This window comes from Curtobacterium sp. MCSS17_016 (genome assembly GCF_003234255.2).
In the GTDB taxonomy this organism is placed as follows: Bacteria; Actinomycetota; Actinomycetes; order Actinomycetales; family Microbacteriaceae; genus Curtobacterium; species Curtobacterium flaccumfaciens.
Map to the genome: position 1 here is coordinate 733,271 of NZ_CP126254.1, position 18,757 is coordinate 752,027.

Genomic DNA, 18,757 nt, shown 5'->3' on the forward strand with positions numbered 1-18,757 from the left:
CTCCAGACCGTAGAATCGGGGGGTACCGAACAAGTCTGCCATGTCACCGCGAAGGACTCCGCATGCCCAACCCGTACGCCGAAGCCGGAGTGGACACCGCTGCCGGTGACCTGGCCGTCGAACTGATGAAGTCCGCGGTCGCGGCCACCCACAACGCCTCGGTCCTCGGTGGCGTCGGCGGGTTCGCCGGGCTCTACGACGTCTCGTTCCTGAAGGACTTCTCACATCCGTTGCTCGCGACCTCGACCGACGGCGTCGGCACCAAGGTCGCCATCGCGCAGGCGATCGACAAGCACGACACCATCGGGCAGGACCTGGTCGGCATGGTCGTCGACGACATCGTCGTGGTCGGCGCGAAGCCGCTGTTCATGACCGACTACATCGCGTGCGGTCGCGTGGTGCCCGGCCGGATCGCCGACATCGTCGCCGGCATCGCCCGCGGCTGCTCGGAGACCGGCACCGCCCTGGTCGGCGGCGAGACCGCCGAGCACCCGGGGCTGCTCGGCCCGGACGACTACGACGTGGCCGGTGCGGCGACGGGTGTCGTCGAGGCCGACGCACAGCTCGGAGCGCACCTGGTGCAGGACGGCGACGTGGTCCTGGCGATCGAGTCGTCGGGGTTGCACTCCAACGGATACTCGCTCGTGCGGCACATCCTGGCGTCGCGGGGCGTCGGCTTCACGGACCAGCTGCCCGAACTGAGCGGCGTCGGGTTCGGCGGCGCGGTCTCCGTCGGCGAAGCCCTGCTCGAGCCGACCCGGCTGTACACCGCCCCGCTCCTGGCACTGCTCGAGCAGCACCCGGGCGCGGTGCACTCGCTCTCGCACGTGACCGGTGGTGGCATCGCCGCGAACCTGGCGCGTGTGCTGCCCGTCGGCTCCTGGGTCGAGGTCGACCGTTCCACCTGGCAGCCGCTCCCGGTGTTCCGGGTCCTGGCCGACATGGCCGGTACCCCGATCGAGGACACCGAGGGCACCTGGAACCTGGGCATCGGCATGTTCGCCGTCGTCTCGGCCGGGGCTGCCGCCGAGGTCATCGCCTCGCTCGGTGCCGCCGGCATGCCCACGTGGCCCGTCGGCACGATCGCCACGTCCGCACGGGACCTGACCGGGTTCGAGCAGGGCGCCAAGGGTGTCGACGGCGGCGCGGTCCGGCTCGTCGGGAGCTACGCGGGCTGACCCGTTGGGCGGCTGCGGGCAGGCGGCTCCGGCTCCGCCGCGCCGTGGTGCGCCGCGCCGTGGTGCGTGCGGTGAGTGGTCACGAACCGTCGTTCGACTGGCCTGCAGCCGACGCTTCGTGACCGCTCGGCATCACTCCCGCGGGGAGTCGTGACCACTCGGGCGCGGTGCCGGGCGCGGGACTCGGGCAGCCTTTCCCGTACCGCCGGTGCTTCGTGTGCTGGGGACTCGCCATGGTGCCTGCGGTGAGTGGTCACGAACCGTCGTTTGGCGGGCCTCCAACCGACGGGTTGTGACCACTCGGCGTCGTGCACGCGGTGAGTCGTGACCACTCGAGGCCGGGATCCGAGCGCGCCGACGGGCGTCCGGGCACGCGGAAACGCCGCGCTGCCCGAGGGCTGCGCGGCGTGACTGCGAGAGAGGTCAGGCGGACTTGTTCTGGTCTGCCTGGGTCTCGAACTCGTCTTCGTCTTCCGCCGGTTCCGGACCGTACTGGTCCGCCCAACGGTCGACGTAGTTCTCGTCGGAGTGTTGTCCGGCGGAGAGCTCCTGCTCGAGCGCACCGTAGTTCGTCTGCGGGCTGAAGTACTTCAGCTCACGGGCGACCTTGGTGTGCTTCGCCTTCTGACGGCCGCGCCCCATGCGTGACCCCCTCGTTCGGCTCTGGTCCGGTCCTGGCGAATGACGGAAGATCACTCGGGGAACCAGACGGTTCGTGGTTTGAAATCTGCCGATCACTCTACCATGTACCTCGATCTGGACGTCGCGCGACGGCTGGCCCGCACAGCAGAATCGAAGTGATGACGGAACCCCTCGAGACCCCGGTCGACCAGCACGCCCGCGTGGTGGTGATCGGTGCGGGGCAGGCAGGCCTCTCGGTGGGATACCACCTGCGTCGCCTCGGGCTCGTCCCCGGCAGCGACCTGGTGATCCTCGACCGCGCGCCGAGCACCGGTGGGGCGTGGCAGTTCCGGTGGGAGGCCCTGCGGCTCGGAGCAGCGCACCGGGTGCACGACCTGCCCGGCATGCGGGCGATGGGCCTGGAGTTCGACGACGCCGACCGGTCCCGACCCGCGCGGGACGTCGTGGGCGAGTACTACCGGCGGTTCGAGCAGCACTACGACCTGCGGGTTCGGCGCCCGGTCACGGTGACGTCCGTCTCACGCATCGACGGCGGCGGCGGCGTGGCGGGCGACGCCCCGGCGGACAGGGGGCTCTGCGTCACGACCCGGAGCGCCGACGGCACCGTCACGCGCATCCGTGCCGAGGTCGTGGTGAACGCCTCCGGCACGTGGGGCACCCCCTTCGTGCCGTGGTACCCGGGGCGCGACGTGTTCCGCGGGCGGCAGGTCGACACGACCGAGTACCGCAGCGCCGCCGAGTTCGCCCGCCAGGACGTCGTGGTGGTGGGCGGTGGGACGAGCGCGATCGGGTTCCTGCTCGAGCTCGACGGCGTCGCCCGCTCGACGCGGTGGTTCACCCGGCGCCCGATGGTCTGGGCCGGGACCGCGTCGCTCGACGTCGAGTCCGCGGTGGCCGCCGTCGACGAACAGGACCGGGCTGCCCGTGCCGGCGAGGTCCTGCCGAGCATCGTCAGCGGCACCGGGGTCCCGGTGTCGCGGCGGATCCGCGCCGGCATCGACCGCGGGGTGCTGCGTGACGAGCCGATGTTCACGCGGGTGGACGAGACCGGCGTTGTGACGGCGGACGGCACCCACGTGCACGCCGACGCGCTGATCTGGGCGACGGGGTTCCGGGCCGACCTGCGACACCTCGCACCGTTGCACCTGCGGACCACGGCCGGCGGCGTGGTCGTCGAGGACGGCCGGTCGGCGGAGGAACCACGGTTGTTCCTGGCGGGCTACGGTCCCCAGGCGTCGACCATCGGTGCGAACCGGGCCGGCCGACGCATCGCCCGCCAGGTCATGGACGCGCTGGCGGGCTGAACGGCACTGCGACGCCTCGCACGGTGCGAGGGGCAGCGTGAACGGTGCGAGGTTCCGTTCCCGGTGCGGGCCTCGTGAGCTTTCACCGGGAACGGAACCTCGCACCAGACGAAACCGGGACGCGCGGCTCAGGCGGGGAGGGGCTCCTCGACGCCACGACGACGGCGCGACGACTTGAGCACCAGGGCGTCGAGCGAGAACCGCCCGGGCCCGGTCAGCGCCACGGCGAGGGACGCCACCGCGAGGACGAGCACGTACTCGAAGCCGCCGTCCTGCGAGTAGAAGCCCGCGGTGCCGTGGGCCAGGAACCCGGCGACGACCATGTCGACGGTCAGCAGCACGCCGACGACGCGGGTCGCGACGCCGAGCACGAGCAGGATGCCGCCGACCAGCTCGAGGCCGGCGACGAGGGGTGCTGCGACCTCGGCGAGGGGGACGCCCATGCCCGAGAAGCCCTGCACCACGTTGGGGATGCCCTGGGCGAACTTCTGGGCGCCGTGGGCGATGAACACCACCCCGAGGACGATGCGGAGCGCGGTCAGGCCGATGGCGGTCGATGTCGTTCGCATGGCCACGAAGGTAGCCGGTGACGCGTCATCGATCGTCCTCGAACAGGGGACTGACCGCGCTTCGCCAGAACATGCCCAGAGCATGCCCAGACAGCGGTCCGCCGAAGGGCGGACTGCTTCTCAGGAATCGGCGCCGCGGCCGGTCTGCTGCTGGAGGCGGTCGATGTGCTCCGACGCCTGCGCCTTGGTGAGGTCGGCGGGGAGCTCCTCGCCGGCTTCACGGGCCAGGGTGTCGAGGTAGCTGCGCTGCGGTCCGGTCATCGGCTCGTCGCCGGTGACCCACTGCTCGGGGTCCTTGCTCGCGTCGGTGGAGGGGTCGGGTCGGGGGCCGCCGAGGGTCTCGCCCTGGATCGGTGCGTCCGGGGTCTGCTGCTGGTCGCGGTCTGCGTCACTCATGTCCGCGACGGTACGCCGCACCCCCGTCACGACACGCAGCAGCGGCGTCCCCCGAAGCGGCCCAGCGGCACAACGGCACGCATCCGCACCGAAGCGGCTCAGACGGTCGTCGCCGCGTACCGCACCAGGTCGGGCCCGACGGCACTCGTGGCGATCGGCACGACGCGGTCGTCCCGCCGGATCCAGATGGTCGCCGCACGCTCGTCGATCCGGTCGACCTCGTGCAGCTCGCCGTCGAGCAGCACCGACGCCGTGACCCGGACGTGCCCGCTCGCCGGACGTGGCGGCAACCCGACGACGTCGTCACCGTACGCCGGGTGCTCGCCGGGCTGCAGGAACGGGGACACCGGGGCCGTGACGACCTCGAGTCCCTCGTCGACCGCGGTCACCGCCACCAGGCGGACGGCCTGGTCGGTCGGCAGCGGCACGTCGACGACGGGCTCGGCGGTGGGGCCGGCCAGTGCGCGGAAGGCGGGGCGACCGTCGGGGGCGAGGTGGGCCTCCAGGCCGTCGATCCGGACGCGACCGCGCCCACGGGAGTCGGCGTAGACGCCGGGCTCGATGCCGGACTGCCGCGCCTCGAGCCGGGTGAGGACGACGCGGTCCGGGCGGTACCAGTCGCGGAGCGCGGCCGGGTCCACCCAGCCGACGCTCGGGACGCCGCGGGAGAGCGCGGCGGACTCGTCGGCGGCGCGCTCGTCGCGCGCACCGAGGGGGTGCTCGCCGCGCACGGCGACGAGTCCCTCGAGCGGGCTGCCGGCCGGCGGTTCGTGGTCGAGCACCTCGACGCGCTTCGAGACCTTGCCGCCGTGTCCGTCGAACGTCGCGAACGTCCGCAGGTCACTGATGGTCATGGGGCCACATGCTACGACTCGTCGGCTCCCCGTCGCGGCGGGGAGGGCACGAGGGCGTGGATCTCGCCCGTGCAGAGCGCGGGGTCGACGCCCTCGGCGGGGCCCGCCGGACGGGTCGCGCGGCGCGGCTGGATGCTGTTGCGCTCGGCGGACCGGAGCAGGCGGTCCTCGACCGAAGCCGAGGCCGCGGCCTCGGCCGACGAACCGGGCTGCGCGGGCCGGCGGAGCGGGGGCCGGACGGGCTCGCCACGGCGCTCCTGGCCGGGCAGCGGGCGGGAACGGCGGCCGTAGAGCAGCTCGGACGAGTCGAGCAGCCACGGCACCAGGGCCACGGTGACGCCGTGCACGAGCAGCAGCTTCTTCCGGATGCGGCGGCCGCGGTGGTTGTGGAGCAGACCCTCCCACCAGTGCCCGACGATGAAGATCGGGGTGTAGACGGTGACGACCTCGGAGCCGTGCTCGTTCCGGTGCGCCTTGATGTACTTGATCAGGGGCATCGAGATGTCGCGGTACGGGCTCGGCACGATCGTCAGCGGCACCTTGATGCCGTACTCCGCCCACTGGTCGCGCAGGCGCTGGGACTCGGCGTCGTCGATCGCCACGTGCACCGCCTCGATGCTCGCGTGCTCGGCGGCGACCGCGTAGTCAAGCGCCTTGAGCACGGGCTTCTGCAGTTTGTTCACCAGGACGATCGCGTGGTCGCCGGTGGCGCCGAACTTCGTCTCGACGTCCGCCTCGATCTCGTGCGAGACGTCGCGGTAGTAGCGATTCACGCCGAGCATGAGCACGTACAGCACCGGCATGATCAGGAACACGAGCCAGGCACCGTGGGTGAACTTCGTGATCGTGACGATGACGAGCACCACGAGGGTGAAGGTGGCGCCGATCGCGTTGATCGTGCGGGAGCGGACGACCTGCCCGCGGTTCACGGGTGGCTCGCCGTCTGCGGTGGGCGCCCCGTTCCGGTCCCGATCGGCCCGCAGCAGTCGTGTCCAGTGCACGACCATGCCCGTCTGTCCGAGCGTGAACGACACGAAGACACCGATGATGTAGAGCTGGATGAGGCTCGTGACGTTCGCGCGGTAGACCACGAGCAGCGCCGCGGCGACGAGGGCCAGGACGATCACGCCGTTCGAGTAGATGAGCCGGTCGCCGCGTGTCGAGAGCGCCTTCGGGGCGTACGAGTCGCGGGCCAGGATCGAGCCGAGCAGCGGGAACCCGTTGAAGGCCGTGTTCGCCGCGAGGAGCAGGACCGCCGCCGTCGTCGCCTGGATCACGAAGAACAGCACCGAGTTGTTGCCGAACGTCGCGGCCGCGATCTGCGCGATGAGCGAGCGCTGCGGCGTGGTGGCACAGTTCGCGAATCCCTGCAGGTCGCAGGCCCGCTCGGCGTAGTGCACGTGCGACACGAGCGCCAGGGTGATGAGCCCGATGAACAGGACGATCGCGATGCCGCCCATGGCGACCAGGGTGGCCTGCGCGTTCTTGATCTTCGGACGGCGGAACGCCTGCACGCCGTTCGCGATGGCCTCGACGCCGGTCAGGGCGGAGCAGCCCGAGGCGAAGGCGCGGAGGAGCAGCAGGATGAACGCAGCCTGCGTCGTGTGTTCCACGTTCTGCACGGTGTACGCCGCGGACTCGGCGACCGGGGCGTTGCCGGCAGCGACCCGGACGAGCCCGGTGACGACCATCACGAAGACGCTCGCCACGAACAGGTAGGTCGGGATCGCGAAGGCCTTGCTCGACTCCCGCACACCTCGCAGGTTCGCGGCGGCGAGCAGCACGACGAACAGCAGGGCGAGCTCGACGCGGAAGTGGTCGAGCATCGGGAGCGCCGAGATGATGTTGTCGACACCGGAGGCGACCGACACGGCCACCGTCATCACGTAGTCGACGAGCAGCGCGCTCGCGACGACGAGCCCGGCCTTCTCGCCCAGGTTCCGGTGCGCCACCTCGTAGTCGCCACCACCCGACGGGTACGCCTTGATGAGCTGCCGGTACGAGGCGACGACGACCACGAGCAGCAGCACGACGAGTGCGGCGACCCACGGCGCGAACGTCAGGAAGGCCATGCCGCCGAGCAGCAGGATCATCAGGAGTTCCTGCGGCGCGTACGCGACAGAGGACAGCGGGTCACTCGCGAAGATCGGCAGTGCCAGGTGCTTCGGGAGGAGCTGTCCTTCGAGCTTCTCAGAGGGGAGGGGATCCCCGATCAGTCGTGCTTTCAACGACCGGATCTCGTTCGTCACGAGCGGCAAACCTACTCAGTTCCGGGCGCGAGTCAACACGGTTCGCCTGCCGCATATTCCCGGCTGCCCACCGGTGCTCCACCCGAGGGATCGCGCACCCCTTGTGGTTGACGCAGCGTCAACCATTACAGTCGCCAGCATGAGCGCATCGACAGGCCCGGACGAACCAGCTGCGAAAGCTCCCCACGTCATCACCGAGGTGGCGCGTTCCGCCGGTGTCTCGAGTCGGACCCTGCGGCACTACGAGGCCGTCGGACTGCTGCCGGCCACCGCCGTCGGCGCGGGTGGGCTGCGGCGCTACGACGACCGTGCGCTCGTCCGGCTGCAGCGCATCCTGCTGCTGCGCGGGCTCGGACTCGGACTGCCCGATATCCGCCGGGTCCTCGACGGCGAGCGGGACGACGTGGCCGCGCTCACCGCGCACGTCGCCTGGCTCGAGCAGGAACGCGACCGGCTCGCCCGGCAGCTGGCGGCCGTGCGCACCACCATCACCAGGATCGAGCAGGGAGACGACATGAACGCGACGGACACCTTCGACGGGTTCGACCAGAACCGGTTCAAGCACGAGGTCGAGGAGCGCTGGGGCACCGACGCCTGGCAGCGCGGGGCAGCGTGGTGGGCGGCGCAGGACGCTGGTTCCCGTCGGGCGTTCCAGGACGAGCAGCACGCGATCGCCCAGGACGCCGCCGCGCTCGCCGCCTCCGGAGACGCTGCCGGTTCGTCGGCCGGGGAGGCACTGGCTCGGCGGCAGCTCGCCTGGCTCGCGCGGTCGACGCCGGCAGCCGAGCTCGACGCGGAACGATTCCGCGCCCTGGCAGAGATGTACGTGCAGGACGAGCGGTTCGCTCGCGTCTACGACCGAGCCGGGGTGGGTGCAGCGACGGCGCTCCGGGACGCGATGGTCGCCTTGGCCGACCGCGGCCTGTAGGTGGGTCGGTCACGACCGCGGGCGGTCCCGGTGACGGCCGGGAGGCCCGTGGTCGCGACCGCCTGTCGGCCGCCGGCCGTCAGAGCGACTTGCGCAGGGCCTCCAGGCCGTCACGCAGACGCGTCACGGTGTCCGCACCGAGCGTGCCGCGGGTCGCCCGACGGCGCAGGTCCGCACGCACCTGCTGCCGGAACGACGACAGGGCCATCTCGAGCTCGCGCAGGGCGCGGGCACTGTCCGACGGCACGGACACGGGCTCCTCGGCGGAACCGGTCGCCGGGCTCTCGGCGGCTGCGGCCAGGTCGGCACGGAGCGAGCGCATGGCCTCGCCGACCGAGGCGCGCACGCCGTCGGCCAACGACTTTACCGAGTCGCTCACGCCGGACTCGACCGCGGCGATCTCGTCGGCACGTGCCGCGAGCTCGGCACGGCCGGCGTCCGTGATCGCGTAGACGGTCTTGCGGCCGTCGGCGGTCTTGGTGACCAGGCCGTCGTCCTCGAGCTTCGCGAGCCGGGGGTACACGGTGCCGGCGCTCGGCACGTAGGTGCCGCCGAAGCGGTCACCGAGTGCCTGGATGAGCTCGTAGCCGTGCATCGGGTGGTCGGCCAGCAGGACGAGCAGGTAGAGGCGCAGGTGGCCGTGGGCGAAGACGGGGCTCATTCGGGCACCTCGCTCTCGTTCGTCGGGGTGGTCGGTGTCGTCGGCTCGGCGACCGGCGGGGCGTGCAGCACCGCGATGTCGCCGGAGACGGAGTTCACCCGCAGGTCGAGCCACTGGCCGGACAGCTCGCCGCCCTGCTTGACGTAGGAACCGCGCACACCGCGGATCTCGGCGTCGTCGAACTGCAGCTTGCCGGTCGCGGTGTTCACCGTGCACTTGTAGGCGACGCCGTCCGCCAGGCGGACGCTCACCGACCCGGACACCGTGTTGACGCGGGCGGACTCGGGGACCCCGTGCAGGTCGAGCACGACGTCGGCCGAGACACCGTCGGCCTGGAACCGCGGGATCTCGCCGGTGGCCACGACATCGCCGGAGACGGTGTGCACCGCGAGCGCGCCGTCGAGGTCGCGGATCGTGGTGGCGCCCGAGACGGCGTTGACCGTGACGTCCCCCGCGACGCCGTCGACGACCAGGTCGCCGGACACCGTGTTGAGCGTGGCACCGCGGTTCGTGCCGGACAGCAGTGCACCGGCCGAGACGACACCGAGCGTGATGCCGGCGTCGCGGGGGACCAGGATGCTGACGTCGGCGTGGGCCTTGCCGCGGAAGGACTTCAGGAACCCGATGGGGTCGTCCCACCGGACCTGGGGGTGGTCGACGGTGAGGGTGTCGCCGTCGACCTCGATGAGCATCTGCTTGCCGGACACGCTGTGGATCTCGACCCGGGCCGTGGGTTCGTCGTGCGCGACGACGTCCACCTGCCCGCCGACGAGGCCGACACGCACGGTGCGCACGATGCCGGTGTCGATGACCTTGGGCTCGTCGACGAGCCACTTCTCCTGCGCCATGTTGCCTCCTGGAACTCGCGATGTATCGCGTCTGTGCAGGTCACGCTATATCGCGTTGCTCCGAGCCGCAAGGGGTCGCACGCGATCGCCGGGCCATCGTGAGCAGGAATGGTCGGGTCAGGGCAGTGGACCCGACCATTTCTGCTCACGAAGCGGGTGTGGCGGGGGTGGGGCGGGCCTCCAGGGTGGGGGCGGCGACGTTCGCTTCGGGCGCTGCGGCCGTGCGCTCGGGGCTCCACGGGAACCGGCGGAAGTGCGGCATGAGCGGCTGGACCATGGGGCCGATCGCGAACGCCGCGATGACGGTGCCCGCGCCGACGTCCCCGCCGAGGATCCACCCGACGATCACGACGGTGACCTCGACCAGGGTCCGGGCGACCCAGATCGGCCAGCCGAGCCGCTGGTGCAGGCCCACCATCAGGCCGTCCCGCGCCCCGGTGCCGAACCCCGCACCGATGTAGAACGCCGTCGCGACCGCGAGCAGCACGAGTCCCGCCGCGAACAGCCCGATCCGGGCGACGATCCCCGACGGCTCCGGCACCAGCCAGAGCACCAGGTCGGCACTCGGCCCGATCGCCAGGGCGTTCAGCAGCGTCCCGATGCCCGGCTTCTGGCGGAGCGGGATCCACAGCAGCAGGATGACGCCGCTCGAGACGACCGTGATGACGCCGAACGACCACGGTACGACGTTCTCGAGTCCCTGGGTCAGCACGGTCCACGAGCTCACACCGACCACCGCGCGCACCTGCAGTGCGGTCGAGGCGCCGTAGAGGAACAGTCCGACGAAGAGCTGGACGAAGCGCAGGGTGAGGGCGGTGCGACGGGGCATGTGGCCATCGTCCCGACAGATTGGCCTGCTGGTCGAGAGCCAATCGCGCTACCGTGGACCTGTGCCCCCTGTCCTGATCAGTGCCCGCGCCGCCTCTCACCTGCTGACCGACTGGCGCGCCGGGACCGACGCCCCGGCCTACGAGGCGCTCGCCGATGCCCTCCGGGTCCTCGTCATCGACGGACGGGTCGCCCAGGGCGTCCGGCTGCCGGCCGAGCGCGGACTGGCGGCAGCCCTCGGCGTCTCGCGCACCACCGTCGCGAACGCCTACGCCCGCCTGCGCTCCGACGGGTTCCTGGTGTCCGTCCGTGGCTCCGGCAGCGTGGTCCACCTGCCCCGCGACCTGGTCGGCCGGCCCGACCCCGAACGCCTGGGCGGAGTCGTCGAGGGGGACCTGCTCGACCTGCGCAAGGCGGCCCTGCACGCGGCCCCCGGCATCGACGAGGCGGTCGAGCGGGCGGTCCGGCACGTGCCCGCGGCGCTCGCCGGGATCGGCTACGACACCGTCGGCGACCCCGGCCTGCGCGCCGCGATCGCCGCGCGCTACACCGAGCGCGGACTGCCGACGGAGCCCGCCCAGGTCATCGTCACCCTCGGCGCGCAGCACGCGATCGCCCTGCTCGCCCGCGTGCTCGTCCGCCGTGGCGACGCCGTGCTCGTCGAGTCCCCGACCTACCCGCACGCGCACGAGGCCTTCCGCGAGGCCGGCGGCCGCCTGGTCGGCGTCCCCGTCGACGCGCGGACGGGGTGGGACGCCGCCGCGCTCGAGACGACGCTGCGTCGCACCGCGCCCTCCGTCGCGTACGTCATGCCCGAGCTCCACAACCCGACCGGTGCGACCATGTCCGCATCGACCCGCCGGCTCCTGCTGTCGGTCGCGTCCTCGGTCGGCACGGTCGTGATCGCCGACGAGACGATGGGGGAGCTCCGGATCGACGGGGAACCGTCGCCGCCGTTGGCGGCGTCGGACCCGTCGGGGTCGTCGGTCGTGATGATCGGTTCCGCCGCCAAGGTCTTCTGGGGCGGCCTGCGGATCGGCTGGATCCGTGCCGACCCGGCGCTGCTGCAGCGGCTGCTGCTCGCCCGCCCCACGGGCGACCTCGGCACCCCCGTGCTCGACCAGCTGGTCGTGCGCGAGCTGGTCCCGCGCACGGCGGCCTTCCTGGAGGCGCGGCGTGCGTCCCTGCGCGAAGGTCGCGACGCGGTCGTGGGGGCGCTCCGGGCGCGGCTCCCGGAGTGGGACGTCCCGGCGCCGGCCGGCGGGTTGACGACGTGGGTGGGGCTCGGCCGGCCGGTGTCGAGCGCGCTCGTGCTCGCCGCGCGGGCCGAGGGTGTGGTGCTCGCCTCGGGCGGGGTGTTCGGGCCGGACGGCGGGTTCGAACGGTTCCTGCGGGTGCCGTTCACGATGGCCCCGGCCGATCGGGGGCGGTTGGTGGACGTGCTGTCGCGGTCGTGGGAACGGGTGGGCGGCGAGGCGAGCGGCGTGCGGGGGTCGTTGGCGGCGGTGGTCTGAGCGGTGCGTCGTCCGGGGCTCGGCGTCATCCTCTGGGGTGAGGTCGGGTCGGGGGTTCTCGCTCCTCGGGGTGATGCGGCGTCGGCGGGGTCCGGCGAGGCTGGTGCCATGAACGCGACCCTGTCCGCCGGAACCCGCTCCGCTGTGCCGACGCCCGTCGAGCCGCCCGCGGCGGTCCCCGCCGTGGTGCGGGTCACCATCGCGCTGAGCGGGGCGTTCCTGGCGGGCGTCCTGACCTCGTTCGGGCAGGCCGTGCCCCCGCTCGCCTCCGTGTCGAACTCGGCCGGGCCGTGGTTCCTCGTCGCCGCGCTGCTGTGCCTGGTGGCCGGAGCACGAGGGGGCCGGGTCGCCCTGCCGCTGGCGATGGTGCTCGGCGTCGTGCTCCTCGAGCTCATGCACGTCGGGTACTGGGCCACGACGGTCCTGCGCGGGTTCCCCGACGTGCTGTCGATCACGAACCCCTGGGTGCTGCTCGGGGTGCCGGCCGGGCTGCTGGCCGGAGCGGTCGCCGTGGCGGTGCGGTCCCGCGACGCCCGGTGGCGCGCGGGGGCGTTCGGTGTGACGGCCGCGGTGCTCGTCGGCGAGGGGATCCGCGGGCTGTTGCAGGTCGCCGCGACGACGGGGCACGTCACCTGGGCCGTCGAGATCGTCGTCGGCGTGCTCCTCCTCGGCATCGGGGTCCTCGGCACCCGCTCACCCGTCGCGCGCGTGGTGGCGCTCGGCACCGGGGTGGTCGGCACGGTGGCGGTGCTCGGGGCGTACCTGTTGCTCGGCGGGTTCTGATCCGTCGGCGGGTCCTCGCCGCTCCGTCCTGATCCGACGGCGGGTTCTGGCTGCCAGCCGAACGTTCGTCGGTCGGTCCTGCGAGGATCGATGACGTGCACCTCCTCTCGGTCTTCAGCCTGCGCAACCGGGCCCTCATCGCGCTCGTCACGATCGTGGTCGCGGTCTTCGGCGGCATCGCGCTCTCGAGCCTCAAGCAGGAGCTGATCCCGAGCGTCGAGTTCCCGCAGGTCGCGATCGTCAGCGCCTACCCCGGAGCCACGCCAGAGGTCGTGTCGAACGACGTCTCGACCAAGATCGAACAGGCGATCCAGGTCGTCCCGGACCTCGAGTCGACCAGCGCGACCTCGTCGACCGGGCAGAGCGTCGTGTCGGCGTCGTTCCAGTACGGATCGAACCTGGCCAGCGCCGAGGACAAGATCCAGACCGCGGTGAACGCGCTGTCGCTGCCCGACTCGGTGCAGACGCAGATCGTCACCGGGTCCTTCGACGACCTGCCGGTGCTGCAGGTCGCCGTCTCGGCGTCCGGCAACCAGGAACAGCTCGTCGACCGGCTGCAGGCCTCGGCGATCCCCGACCTCGAGAAGCTCGACGGCGTGCGGCAGGCGGACGTCTTCGGCAACCCGGGTCGTCGCGTCGTCATCACGCCGGACCAGGACGAGCTCGCCGCCCGCGGCCTCAGCCAGACGGCGATCTCGGATGCGCTCGACGACAACGGCACCCTGATCCCCGGCGGCACGATCACCGAGGACGGCTCGACCCTGTCGGTGCAGACGGGCGAGCGGATCGCTTCGCTCAAGGACATCCGCGCGCTGCCGCTGACGAGCTCGTCGAGTTCGTCGGGCTCGTCGAGTTCGGACGGGACCGGGTCGGGTGCCGCCGGTGCCGACGGGACAGCCTCGTCCGGTGACGGCACGGCCGCGGGTGCGACCGGCACGGGGGCGACCGGCGCCGGTGCGACCGGGACCGGCACGGGCGCGACCGGCACGGGTGCGACCGGCACCGCTCCCACCGGTGACACCGCGACGGGCGGGTCGACGACCGCGGCCGCGCCGACCGACACCACCCTGGGCGACGTCGCGAAGGTCGCCATCACCGAGTCGCCGCGCACCTCCATCAGCCGCGTGGACGGGCAGCAGGCCCTGACGATCTCGATCACGAAGACGCAGGAAGCCAACACCGTCGACGTCTCGAACACCGTCCGCGACGCCCTGCCCGGCATCGAGGACAAGATCGAGGGCGACCCCCGCTTCACCGTCGTCTTCGACCAGGCGCCCTACATCCAGCAGTCCATCGACTCCCTGGCTGAGGAAGGCCTGCTCGGGCTCGCCTTCGCGGTGCTCGTCATCCTGGTGTTCCTGCTCTCGTGGCGCTCCACGCTCGTCACCGCGATCTCGATCCCGACGTCGGTGCTCCTCGCCGCGATCGGCATGCGCGCCGCCGGGTACACGCTCAACATCATCACGCTGGCGGCCCTCACGATCGCGATCGGCCGCGTGGTCGACGACTCCATCGTCGTCATCGAGAACATCAAGCGGCACATGCTCCCCGGTGTCGACCGCGGCCAGGCCGTGCGGGACGCTGTTCGCGAGGTCGCCGGAGCGGTCACCGCCTCGACCCTGACGACCGTCGCAGTGTTCCTGCCGGTCGCCTTCGTCGCAGAACTCGTGGGGGAGCTGTTCCGACCGTTCGCCGTGACGGTCACCCTGGCGCTCGTCGCGTCGCTGTTCGTCTCGCTCACCATCGTGCCGGTGCTGGCGTACTGGTGGCTGCGCCCGCCGAAGGCGAAGCCGGGCGACGCGGCGCCGGCAGCGGCAGCGGAAGCACCCACGGACGCGGAAGCCACACCGTCGGCGATCGATGCCGAGCGCGCGCACGAGGGCGACCGCTCGGAGGGTGCGCTCGCCTCCGCCGCGGACCTGCACGACACCGGCCGGGTCGACCGTCTGCGCCGCGTCTACCTGCCGGTGCTCCGGTGGGTCGTCCGCAAGCCGGTCGTCGTCATCCTGCTCGCCGTGATCGTGCTCGGCGGAACGGTCGCCACGCTGCCGTTCGTCACCACGAACTACCTCGGCGACTCGGGGCAGAACACGTTCACGGTCACGCAGGACCTGAAGGCCGGTTCGAGCCTCGCCGTCCAGTCCGAGTCCGCACGCAAGGTCGAGCGGGCTCTGCAGGACGTCGACGGCGTCGAGACCGTGCAGACCACCATCGGCACGAGCGGCCAGTCGATCCAGGCGGCGTTCGGCGGGGGCGGCAGCGCCTCGGTGCAGTACGCCGTCACGACCGACGCCGAGGCCGACCAGCCCACGATCCAGGCCGACGCGCGGAAGTCGATCGGGAAGATCAAGGACGTCGGCGAGGTCACCATCGCGTCCTCCGGCGGCGGGTTCGGTGGCAGCAGCGACATCGAGGTCGACGTGACCGCGCCGACCCAGTCGCAGCTCGAGACGGCGTCGCGCCAGGTGCTGAAGACCATGCAGTCGGTCCCGGACACCACGGGCGCCACGAGCAACCTGTCCGCGGCAGAACCGTTCCTCGCCGTCCGGGTCGACCGCCAGGAGGCAGCGTCACTCGGACTCACCGAGACCCAGGTGGGTGGCCTCGTCGCGGCCGCGGTCTCGCCGCGGGACACCGGCAGCATCGAGATCGACGACGCGACGCTCGACGTCTACATCGCCGACCCGGAGCCGCCGACCACCATCGCCGCGCTCCGTGCACTCGACGTGCCGACGAGTACCGGCACGGTCCCGCTGTCCGACGTCGCCACGGTCGAGGAGTCCGAGGGCCCCACCACCGTCACCACGACGAACGCGGCCCGTACCGCCACGATCACCGTGACGCCGGACGCCACGAACCTCGGTGCGGCCGTGCAGTCCGTCACGACCGCCGTCGACGAGCTCGACCTGCCGAAGGGTGCGACCGCCTCGATCGGTGGCGTCGCCGCCAGCCAGTCGTCGGCGTTCTCGCAGCTCGGGCTCGCGGTGCTGGTCGCCGTGCTGATCGTCTACGTGATCATGGTCGCGACGTTCCGGAGCCTGCTCCAGCCGCTGCTGCTGCTCGTGTCGGTGCCGTTCGCGGCGACGGGCGCGATCCTGCTGCAGATCGCGTCGGGCGTCCCGATCGGTGTCGCGTCGCTGATCGGTCTGCTCATGCTCGTCGGCATCGTCGTGACGAACGCGATCGTGCTCATCGACCTCGTCAACCAGTACCGACGGCGCGGGTTGCGGGTGCGCGAGGCGTTGATCGAGGGCGCCACACGACGCCTCCGTCCGATCCTGATGACGGCGATGGCGACCATCTTCGCGCTGCTGCCGATGGCGATCGGGCTGACCGGCAAGTCCGGCTTCATCTCGCAGCCGCTGGCGCTGGTCGTGATCGGTGGCCTGGTGTCCTCGACGCTGCTGACGCTCGTGGTGCTGCCGGCGCTGTACTTCGTGGTCGAGCGGGCTCGCGAGCGCAACGACGACCGGATCGCCGCGGGCAAGACCCGGAAGCAGGCGCGCGCCGAGCGACGCCAGGAACGCGTGGAACTCCGGCAGGAACGACAGCGGCGACGAGCGGCGCGTTCCGGCAGCGCTGCCTAGCGGCGGTACTCGGCGTCGATGGCGGCGAGGGGCGAGACGACGACGCGCTCGGTCCGCTCCTCGCGCTCGACGGCCCGGAACCAGGACACCAGCACGAGGGTCAGCGTCACGAGGAACACCACGGCGGCGACCTGTGACACGACGGCCAGCTGTCCGGTGACCGAGGCGTACCCGCCGAACGACACCGCGGCGACGAACGACAGCCCGAGCAGCAGCTCCCCGAACGTCTGCAGCGCAGGGCGGTCCCAGCGGGTCGCAGCGGCGCGGGCAGGGCGGGTCGAGGTGTCGGTCACCCCCGAAGTCTGCGGCCAGGGGGTCGGCAGCGGCAGTCCCGACTCCGGGTGGCACCCAGCCGGGGCACGCGGTCGGTCTCCTGCGACGGCAGCCGGCAGCCGGCAGCCCCAGCCGGCCGCCGGTCGGCCGCCCGCGGTCAGCCCAGCTGCGTCCGCAGGAACGTGACCACCCGGCGGCTCATCGCCTCGTCGAGCTGGGCGATCGAGTGCGCCGTACCCTCGACCGCCACGAACGTCACCGGGACGTCGTGGGACCGGAGCGTCGCGGCGAACTCCTGTGACTCCCACATCGGGATGAACTCGTCGGTGGAGTGTCCGATGAAGAACGGCGCGGTGTCCGAGGTGACGTGGAACTCCGGCGACGCCCGCGTGGCCGCCGGACACCTGGCGTACGACCGGCACCCGAGGTAGAGCAGCTGCTTGCGCTGGAAGGCCGCGGACACCCCGTCGGGCTCGGTGGACCGGGTGGTCAGGTTCGTCGGCCCGCTCAGGTCGACCACGGCACGGATCCGGTCGCCGTCGGCGTACGCGGCGGAGTCGTGGTCGGTGACGGCGAGCATCGCGGCGAGGTTGCCACCGGCGCTCCCGCCGAACACGCCCACGCGCTGGGAGTCGACGTCGTAGGTCTCGAGCGTCGCGGGACGGAACACGTAGTCGAGCGCACGGCGGACGTCGTCGAGCCCGGCCGGGAACGGATCGGTCGGGGCCAGGCGGTAGTCGACGTTGAACGTCACGAAGCCCTCGGACGCCAGGTACTTGCACACGGACCGGTACGCGGCCGTCGCCTTGTCGCCGTGCGACCAGCTGCCGCCGTGGATCATCAGGACCGCCGGGCGTCCGGTGGTGGCCTCGACCGCTTCGGCATCCGGGTCGGCGGTGGCCGAGGCGGACGGCGTCGCAGTGGGCGTCGCCGTCGTCGCGGGGTCGCTGTCGGCGGGCAGGCACACGTCGAGGCGCTGCAGCGGGTCGGTGCCGTAGGGCACGTCGGCCACCACGTCGATGCCGTGGTACCGCAGCGACAGCGGGTAGATGACGCTGTCCGCGGTCACGGTGGCGTTCTCGTCGCCGACCGGGTCCGTGCTGCAGGACGCCATCGCGCCGAGCGCCACGACCGCGGCGACGAGCGCGAGCACTGAGCGGCGGCCGGACTTCATCACGTCCACGCTAGCCGCCCCGGCGACCGCCCACGTCACCCGAGCGGAGGACGGCAGTGCGAGGATGAGCACGGCAGCCGCCGACCGGAGCACCGCAGGAGGACCCGTGAGCAGTCGCAAGGCCTGGAACGCCGATCCCGAACCACTGCTCCGCGTCGAACCCGGGTTCCGCCTGGACCAGGTGGACCCCGAAGGCACCCCGGGCTTCCCCGGCCGCAAGATCGACGGACTCGAGGCCCTCGCCGCCGGTGCCTCCCGCCTCGCCGCCCTGCAGGAGCGCCTGTACGCGGCATCGACCGCCGGGGACGAGCGCCGGGTGCTGCTCGTGCTGCAGGCGATGGACACGGCGGGGAAGGGCGGCATCGTCTCGCACGTCGTCGGTGCGGTCGACCCGAACGGCGTGCACTACGCCGGCTTCAAGGCCCCGACGGCCGAGGAGCGCGAGCACGACTTCCTCTGGCGCATCGAGAAGCAGCTGCCGGCAGCCGGGCAGCTCGGCGTGTTCGACCGCTCGCACTACGAGGACGTGCTCGCCCAGCGCGTCCGCGGGCTCGCCGCACCGGACGAGATCGAACGCCGGTACGGCGCGATCACCGCGTTCGAGGACGGCCTCGCCGCCTCCGGCACGACCATCGTCAAGGTGATGCTGCACATCTCGAAGGACGAGCAGCGCGAGCGTCTCGGCGACCGGCTCGACCGCCCCGACAAGCACTGGAAGTTCAACCCGGGCGACATCGACGACCGCCTGCTCTGGGACCGCTACCAGCAGGCGTACCAGATCGCCCTCGACCGCACGTCGACCCCGCAGGCGCCCTGGTACGTCGTCCCCGCGAACCGCAAGTGGTACGCCCGCCTCGCCGTGCAGCAGCTCCTGCTCCGGGCGCTGGAGGACATGCACCTGTCCTGGCCGAAAGCGGACTTCGACGTCGCCGAGCAGCGTCGTCGGCTCGCGGAGTCCTGAGCGCGCGT

The 18,757-nt window shown here is 72.0% G+C and carries 17 protein-coding genes; 7 read left to right on the plus strand and 10 right to left on the minus strand.

Annotation, left to right across the window (positions count from 1 at the left end):
• Nucleotides 1-62: 62 nt before the first annotated feature.
• Entirely contained in the window at nt 63-1,178 is a 1,116-nt protein-coding gene (gene purM / locus DEJ19_RS03600) for a phosphoribosylformylglycinamidine cyclo-ligase (RefSeq protein ID WP_110858852.1), read from the plus strand.
• Between the two features lie 423 nt (nt 1,179-1,601).
• Here purM and DEJ19_RS03605 read toward each other — a convergent pair whose 3' ends face one another.
• Nucleotides 1,602-1,820 (minus strand): DUF3073 domain-containing protein, encoded by a 219-nt coding sequence (locus DEJ19_RS03605; protein WP_017886249.1) that lies wholly within the window; start codon nt 1,818-1,820, stop codon nt 1,602-1,604.
• Nucleotides 1,821-1,978: 158 nt separating this feature from the next.
• Here DEJ19_RS03605 and DEJ19_RS03610 point away from each other — a divergent pair, with 158 nt between their 5' ends.
• Nucleotides 1,979-3,124 carry an NAD(P)-binding domain-containing protein gene (locus DEJ19_RS03610; protein WP_111234305.1) on the plus strand — a complete coding sequence of 382 codons (1,146 nt, stop codon included), beginning with the start codon at nt 1,979-1,981 and terminating at the stop codon, nt 3,122-3,124.
• A 128-nt stretch (nt 3,125-3,252) separates the two neighbouring features.
• On the opposite strand, the gene DEJ19_RS03615 is transcribed toward DEJ19_RS03610, so the two are convergent.
• The 4 genes from DEJ19_RS03615 to DEJ19_RS03630 form a co-directional block, all read right to left on the minus strand.
• Nucleotides 3,253-3,693, minus strand: a complete 441-nt coding sequence (locus tag DEJ19_RS03615) for a DoxX family protein (protein WP_111234304.1) — start codon at nt 3,691-3,693, stop codon at nt 3,253-3,255.
• Nucleotides 3,694-3,813: 120 nt separating this feature from the next.
• Nucleotides 3,814-4,089, minus strand: coding sequence for a DUF3072 domain-containing protein (locus DEJ19_RS03620; protein WP_017886246.1), 276 nt, complete (start codon nt 4,087-4,089; stop codon nt 3,814-3,816).
• A 98-nt stretch (nt 4,090-4,187) separates the two neighbouring features.
• A complete protein-coding gene (locus tag DEJ19_RS03625) occupies nt 4,188-4,943 on the minus strand; it encodes a hypothetical protein (RefSeq protein WP_111234303.1) in 756 nt (251 codons plus the stop codon).
• Between the two features lie 11 nt (nt 4,944-4,954).
• Nucleotides 4,955-7,201 (minus strand): APC family permease, encoded by a 2,247-nt coding sequence (locus tag DEJ19_RS03630; protein WP_111234302.1) that lies wholly within the window; start codon nt 7,199-7,201, stop codon nt 4,955-4,957.
• Between the two features lie 130 nt (nt 7,202-7,331).
• Between DEJ19_RS03630 and DEJ19_RS03635 the strand changes: the two genes are divergently transcribed.
• Nucleotides 7,332-8,120 (plus strand): MerR family transcriptional regulator, encoded by a 789-nt coding sequence (locus DEJ19_RS03635; protein WP_111234301.1) that lies wholly within the window; start codon nt 7,332-7,334, stop codon nt 8,118-8,120.
• A gap of 79 nt (nt 8,121-8,199) precedes the next feature.
• Here DEJ19_RS03635 and DEJ19_RS03640 read toward each other — a convergent pair whose 3' ends face one another.
• The 3 genes from DEJ19_RS03640 to yczE all read right to left on the minus strand — a co-directional run bounded on the left by DEJ19_RS03640 (nt 8,200) and on the right by yczE (nt 10,458).
• Nucleotides 8,200-8,781 (minus strand): PadR family transcriptional regulator, encoded by a 582-nt coding sequence (locus DEJ19_RS03640; protein WP_027465044.1) that lies wholly within the window; start codon nt 8,779-8,781, stop codon nt 8,200-8,202.
• Entirely contained in the window at nt 8,778-9,629 is an 852-nt protein-coding gene (locus tag DEJ19_RS03645) for a DUF4097 family beta strand repeat-containing protein (protein ID WP_111234300.1), read from the minus strand. The genes DEJ19_RS03640 and DEJ19_RS03645 overlap by 4 nt, the downstream gene beginning before the upstream one ends.
• A gap of 145 nt (nt 9,630-9,774) precedes the next feature.
• Nucleotides 9,775-10,458 carry a membrane protein YczE gene (yczE, locus tag DEJ19_RS03650; RefSeq protein WP_284176584.1) on the minus strand — a complete coding sequence of 228 codons (684 nt, stop codon included), beginning with the start codon at nt 10,456-10,458 and terminating at the stop codon, nt 9,775-9,777.
• A gap of 61 nt (nt 10,459-10,519) precedes the next feature.
• On the opposite strand from yczE, the gene yczR reads away from it, so the two are divergent.
• The 3 genes from yczR to DEJ19_RS03665 all read left to right on the plus strand — a co-directional run bounded on the left by yczR (nt 10,520) and on the right by DEJ19_RS03665 (nt 16,341).
• Nucleotides 10,520-11,971 (plus strand): MocR-like transcription factor YczR, encoded by a 1,452-nt coding sequence (gene yczR / locus DEJ19_RS03655; RefSeq protein WP_258377501.1) that lies wholly within the window; start codon nt 10,520-10,522, stop codon nt 11,969-11,971.
• A 108-nt stretch (nt 11,972-12,079) separates the two neighbouring features.
• Entirely contained in the window at nt 12,080-12,754 is a 675-nt protein-coding gene (locus DEJ19_RS03660) for a DUF6518 family protein (RefSeq protein WP_181441652.1), read from the plus strand.
• Nucleotides 12,755-12,849: 95 nt separating this feature from the next.
• Entirely contained in the window at nt 12,850-16,341 is a 3,492-nt protein-coding gene (locus DEJ19_RS03665; RefSeq protein WP_111234329.1) for an efflux RND transporter permease subunit, read from the plus strand.
• On the opposite strand, the gene DEJ19_RS03670 is transcribed toward DEJ19_RS03665, so the two are convergent.
• Together DEJ19_RS03670 and DEJ19_RS03675 are read right to left on the minus strand one after the other, a co-directional pair.
• Nucleotides 16,338-16,634 (minus strand): hypothetical protein, encoded by a 297-nt coding sequence (locus tag DEJ19_RS03670; protein WP_111024960.1) that lies wholly within the window; start codon nt 16,632-16,634, stop codon nt 16,338-16,340. The genes DEJ19_RS03665 and DEJ19_RS03670 overlap by 4 nt on opposite strands.
• Nucleotides 16,635-16,771: 137 nt before the next feature.
• Nucleotides 16,772-17,788 carry an alpha/beta hydrolase gene (locus tag DEJ19_RS03675; RefSeq protein WP_111091869.1) on the minus strand — a complete coding sequence of 339 codons (1,017 nt, stop codon included), beginning with the start codon at nt 17,786-17,788 and terminating at the stop codon, nt 16,772-16,774.
• Between the two features lie 106 nt (nt 17,789-17,894).
• Between DEJ19_RS03675 and DEJ19_RS03680 the strand changes: the two genes are divergently transcribed.
• Nucleotides 17,895-18,749 carry a polyphosphate kinase 2 family protein gene (locus tag DEJ19_RS03680; RefSeq protein WP_181441651.1) on the plus strand — a complete coding sequence of 285 codons (855 nt, stop codon included), beginning with the start codon at nt 17,895-17,897 and terminating at the stop codon, nt 18,747-18,749.
• Nucleotides 18,750-18,757: the final 8 nt, after the last annotated feature.

Excerpts from the sequence above, each read along its gene's own strand:
- purM (WP_110858852.1), top strand. The coding sequence starts at position 63 with ATGCCCAACCCGTACGCCGAAGCCGGAGTGGACACCGCTGCCGGTGAC.
- DEJ19_RS03605 (WP_017886249.1), bottom strand. The coding sequence starts at position 1,820 with ATGGGGCGCGGCCGTCAGAAGGCGAAGCACACCAAGGTCGCCCGTGAG.
- DEJ19_RS03610 (WP_111234305.1), top strand. The coding sequence starts at position 1,979 with ATGACGGAACCCCTCGAGACCCCGGTCGACCAGCACGCCCGCGTGGTG.
- DEJ19_RS03615 (WP_111234304.1), bottom strand. The coding sequence starts at position 3,693 with ATGCGAACGACATCGACCGCCATCGGCCTGACCGCGCTCCGCATCGTC.
- DEJ19_RS03620 (WP_017886246.1), bottom strand. The coding sequence starts at position 4,089 with ATGAGTGACGCAGACCGCGACCAGCAGCAGACCCCGGACGCACCGATC.
- DEJ19_RS03625 (WP_111234303.1), bottom strand. The coding sequence starts at position 4,943 with ATGACCATCAGTGACCTGCGGACGTTCGCGACGTTCGACGGACACGGC.
- DEJ19_RS03635 (WP_111234301.1), top strand. The coding sequence starts at position 7,332 with ATGAGCGCATCGACAGGCCCGGACGAACCAGCTGCGAAAGCTCCCCAC.
- DEJ19_RS03640 (WP_027465044.1), bottom strand. The coding sequence starts at position 8,781 with ATGAGCCCCGTCTTCGCCCACGGCCACCTGCGCCTCTACCTGCTCGTC.
- DEJ19_RS03645 (WP_111234300.1), bottom strand. The coding sequence starts at position 9,629 with ATGGCGCAGGAGAAGTGGCTCGTCGACGAGCCCAAGGTCATCGACACC.
- yczE (WP_284176584.1), bottom strand. The coding sequence starts at position 10,458 with ATGCCCCGTCGCACCGCCCTCACCCTGCGCTTCGTCCAGCTCTTCGTC.
- DEJ19_RS03660 (WP_181441652.1), top strand. The coding sequence starts at position 12,080 with ATGAACGCGACCCTGTCCGCCGGAACCCGCTCCGCTGTGCCGACGCCC.
- DEJ19_RS03675 (WP_111091869.1), bottom strand. The coding sequence starts at position 17,788 with ATGAAGTCCGGCCGCCGCTCAGTGCTCGCGCTCGTCGCCGCGGTCGTG.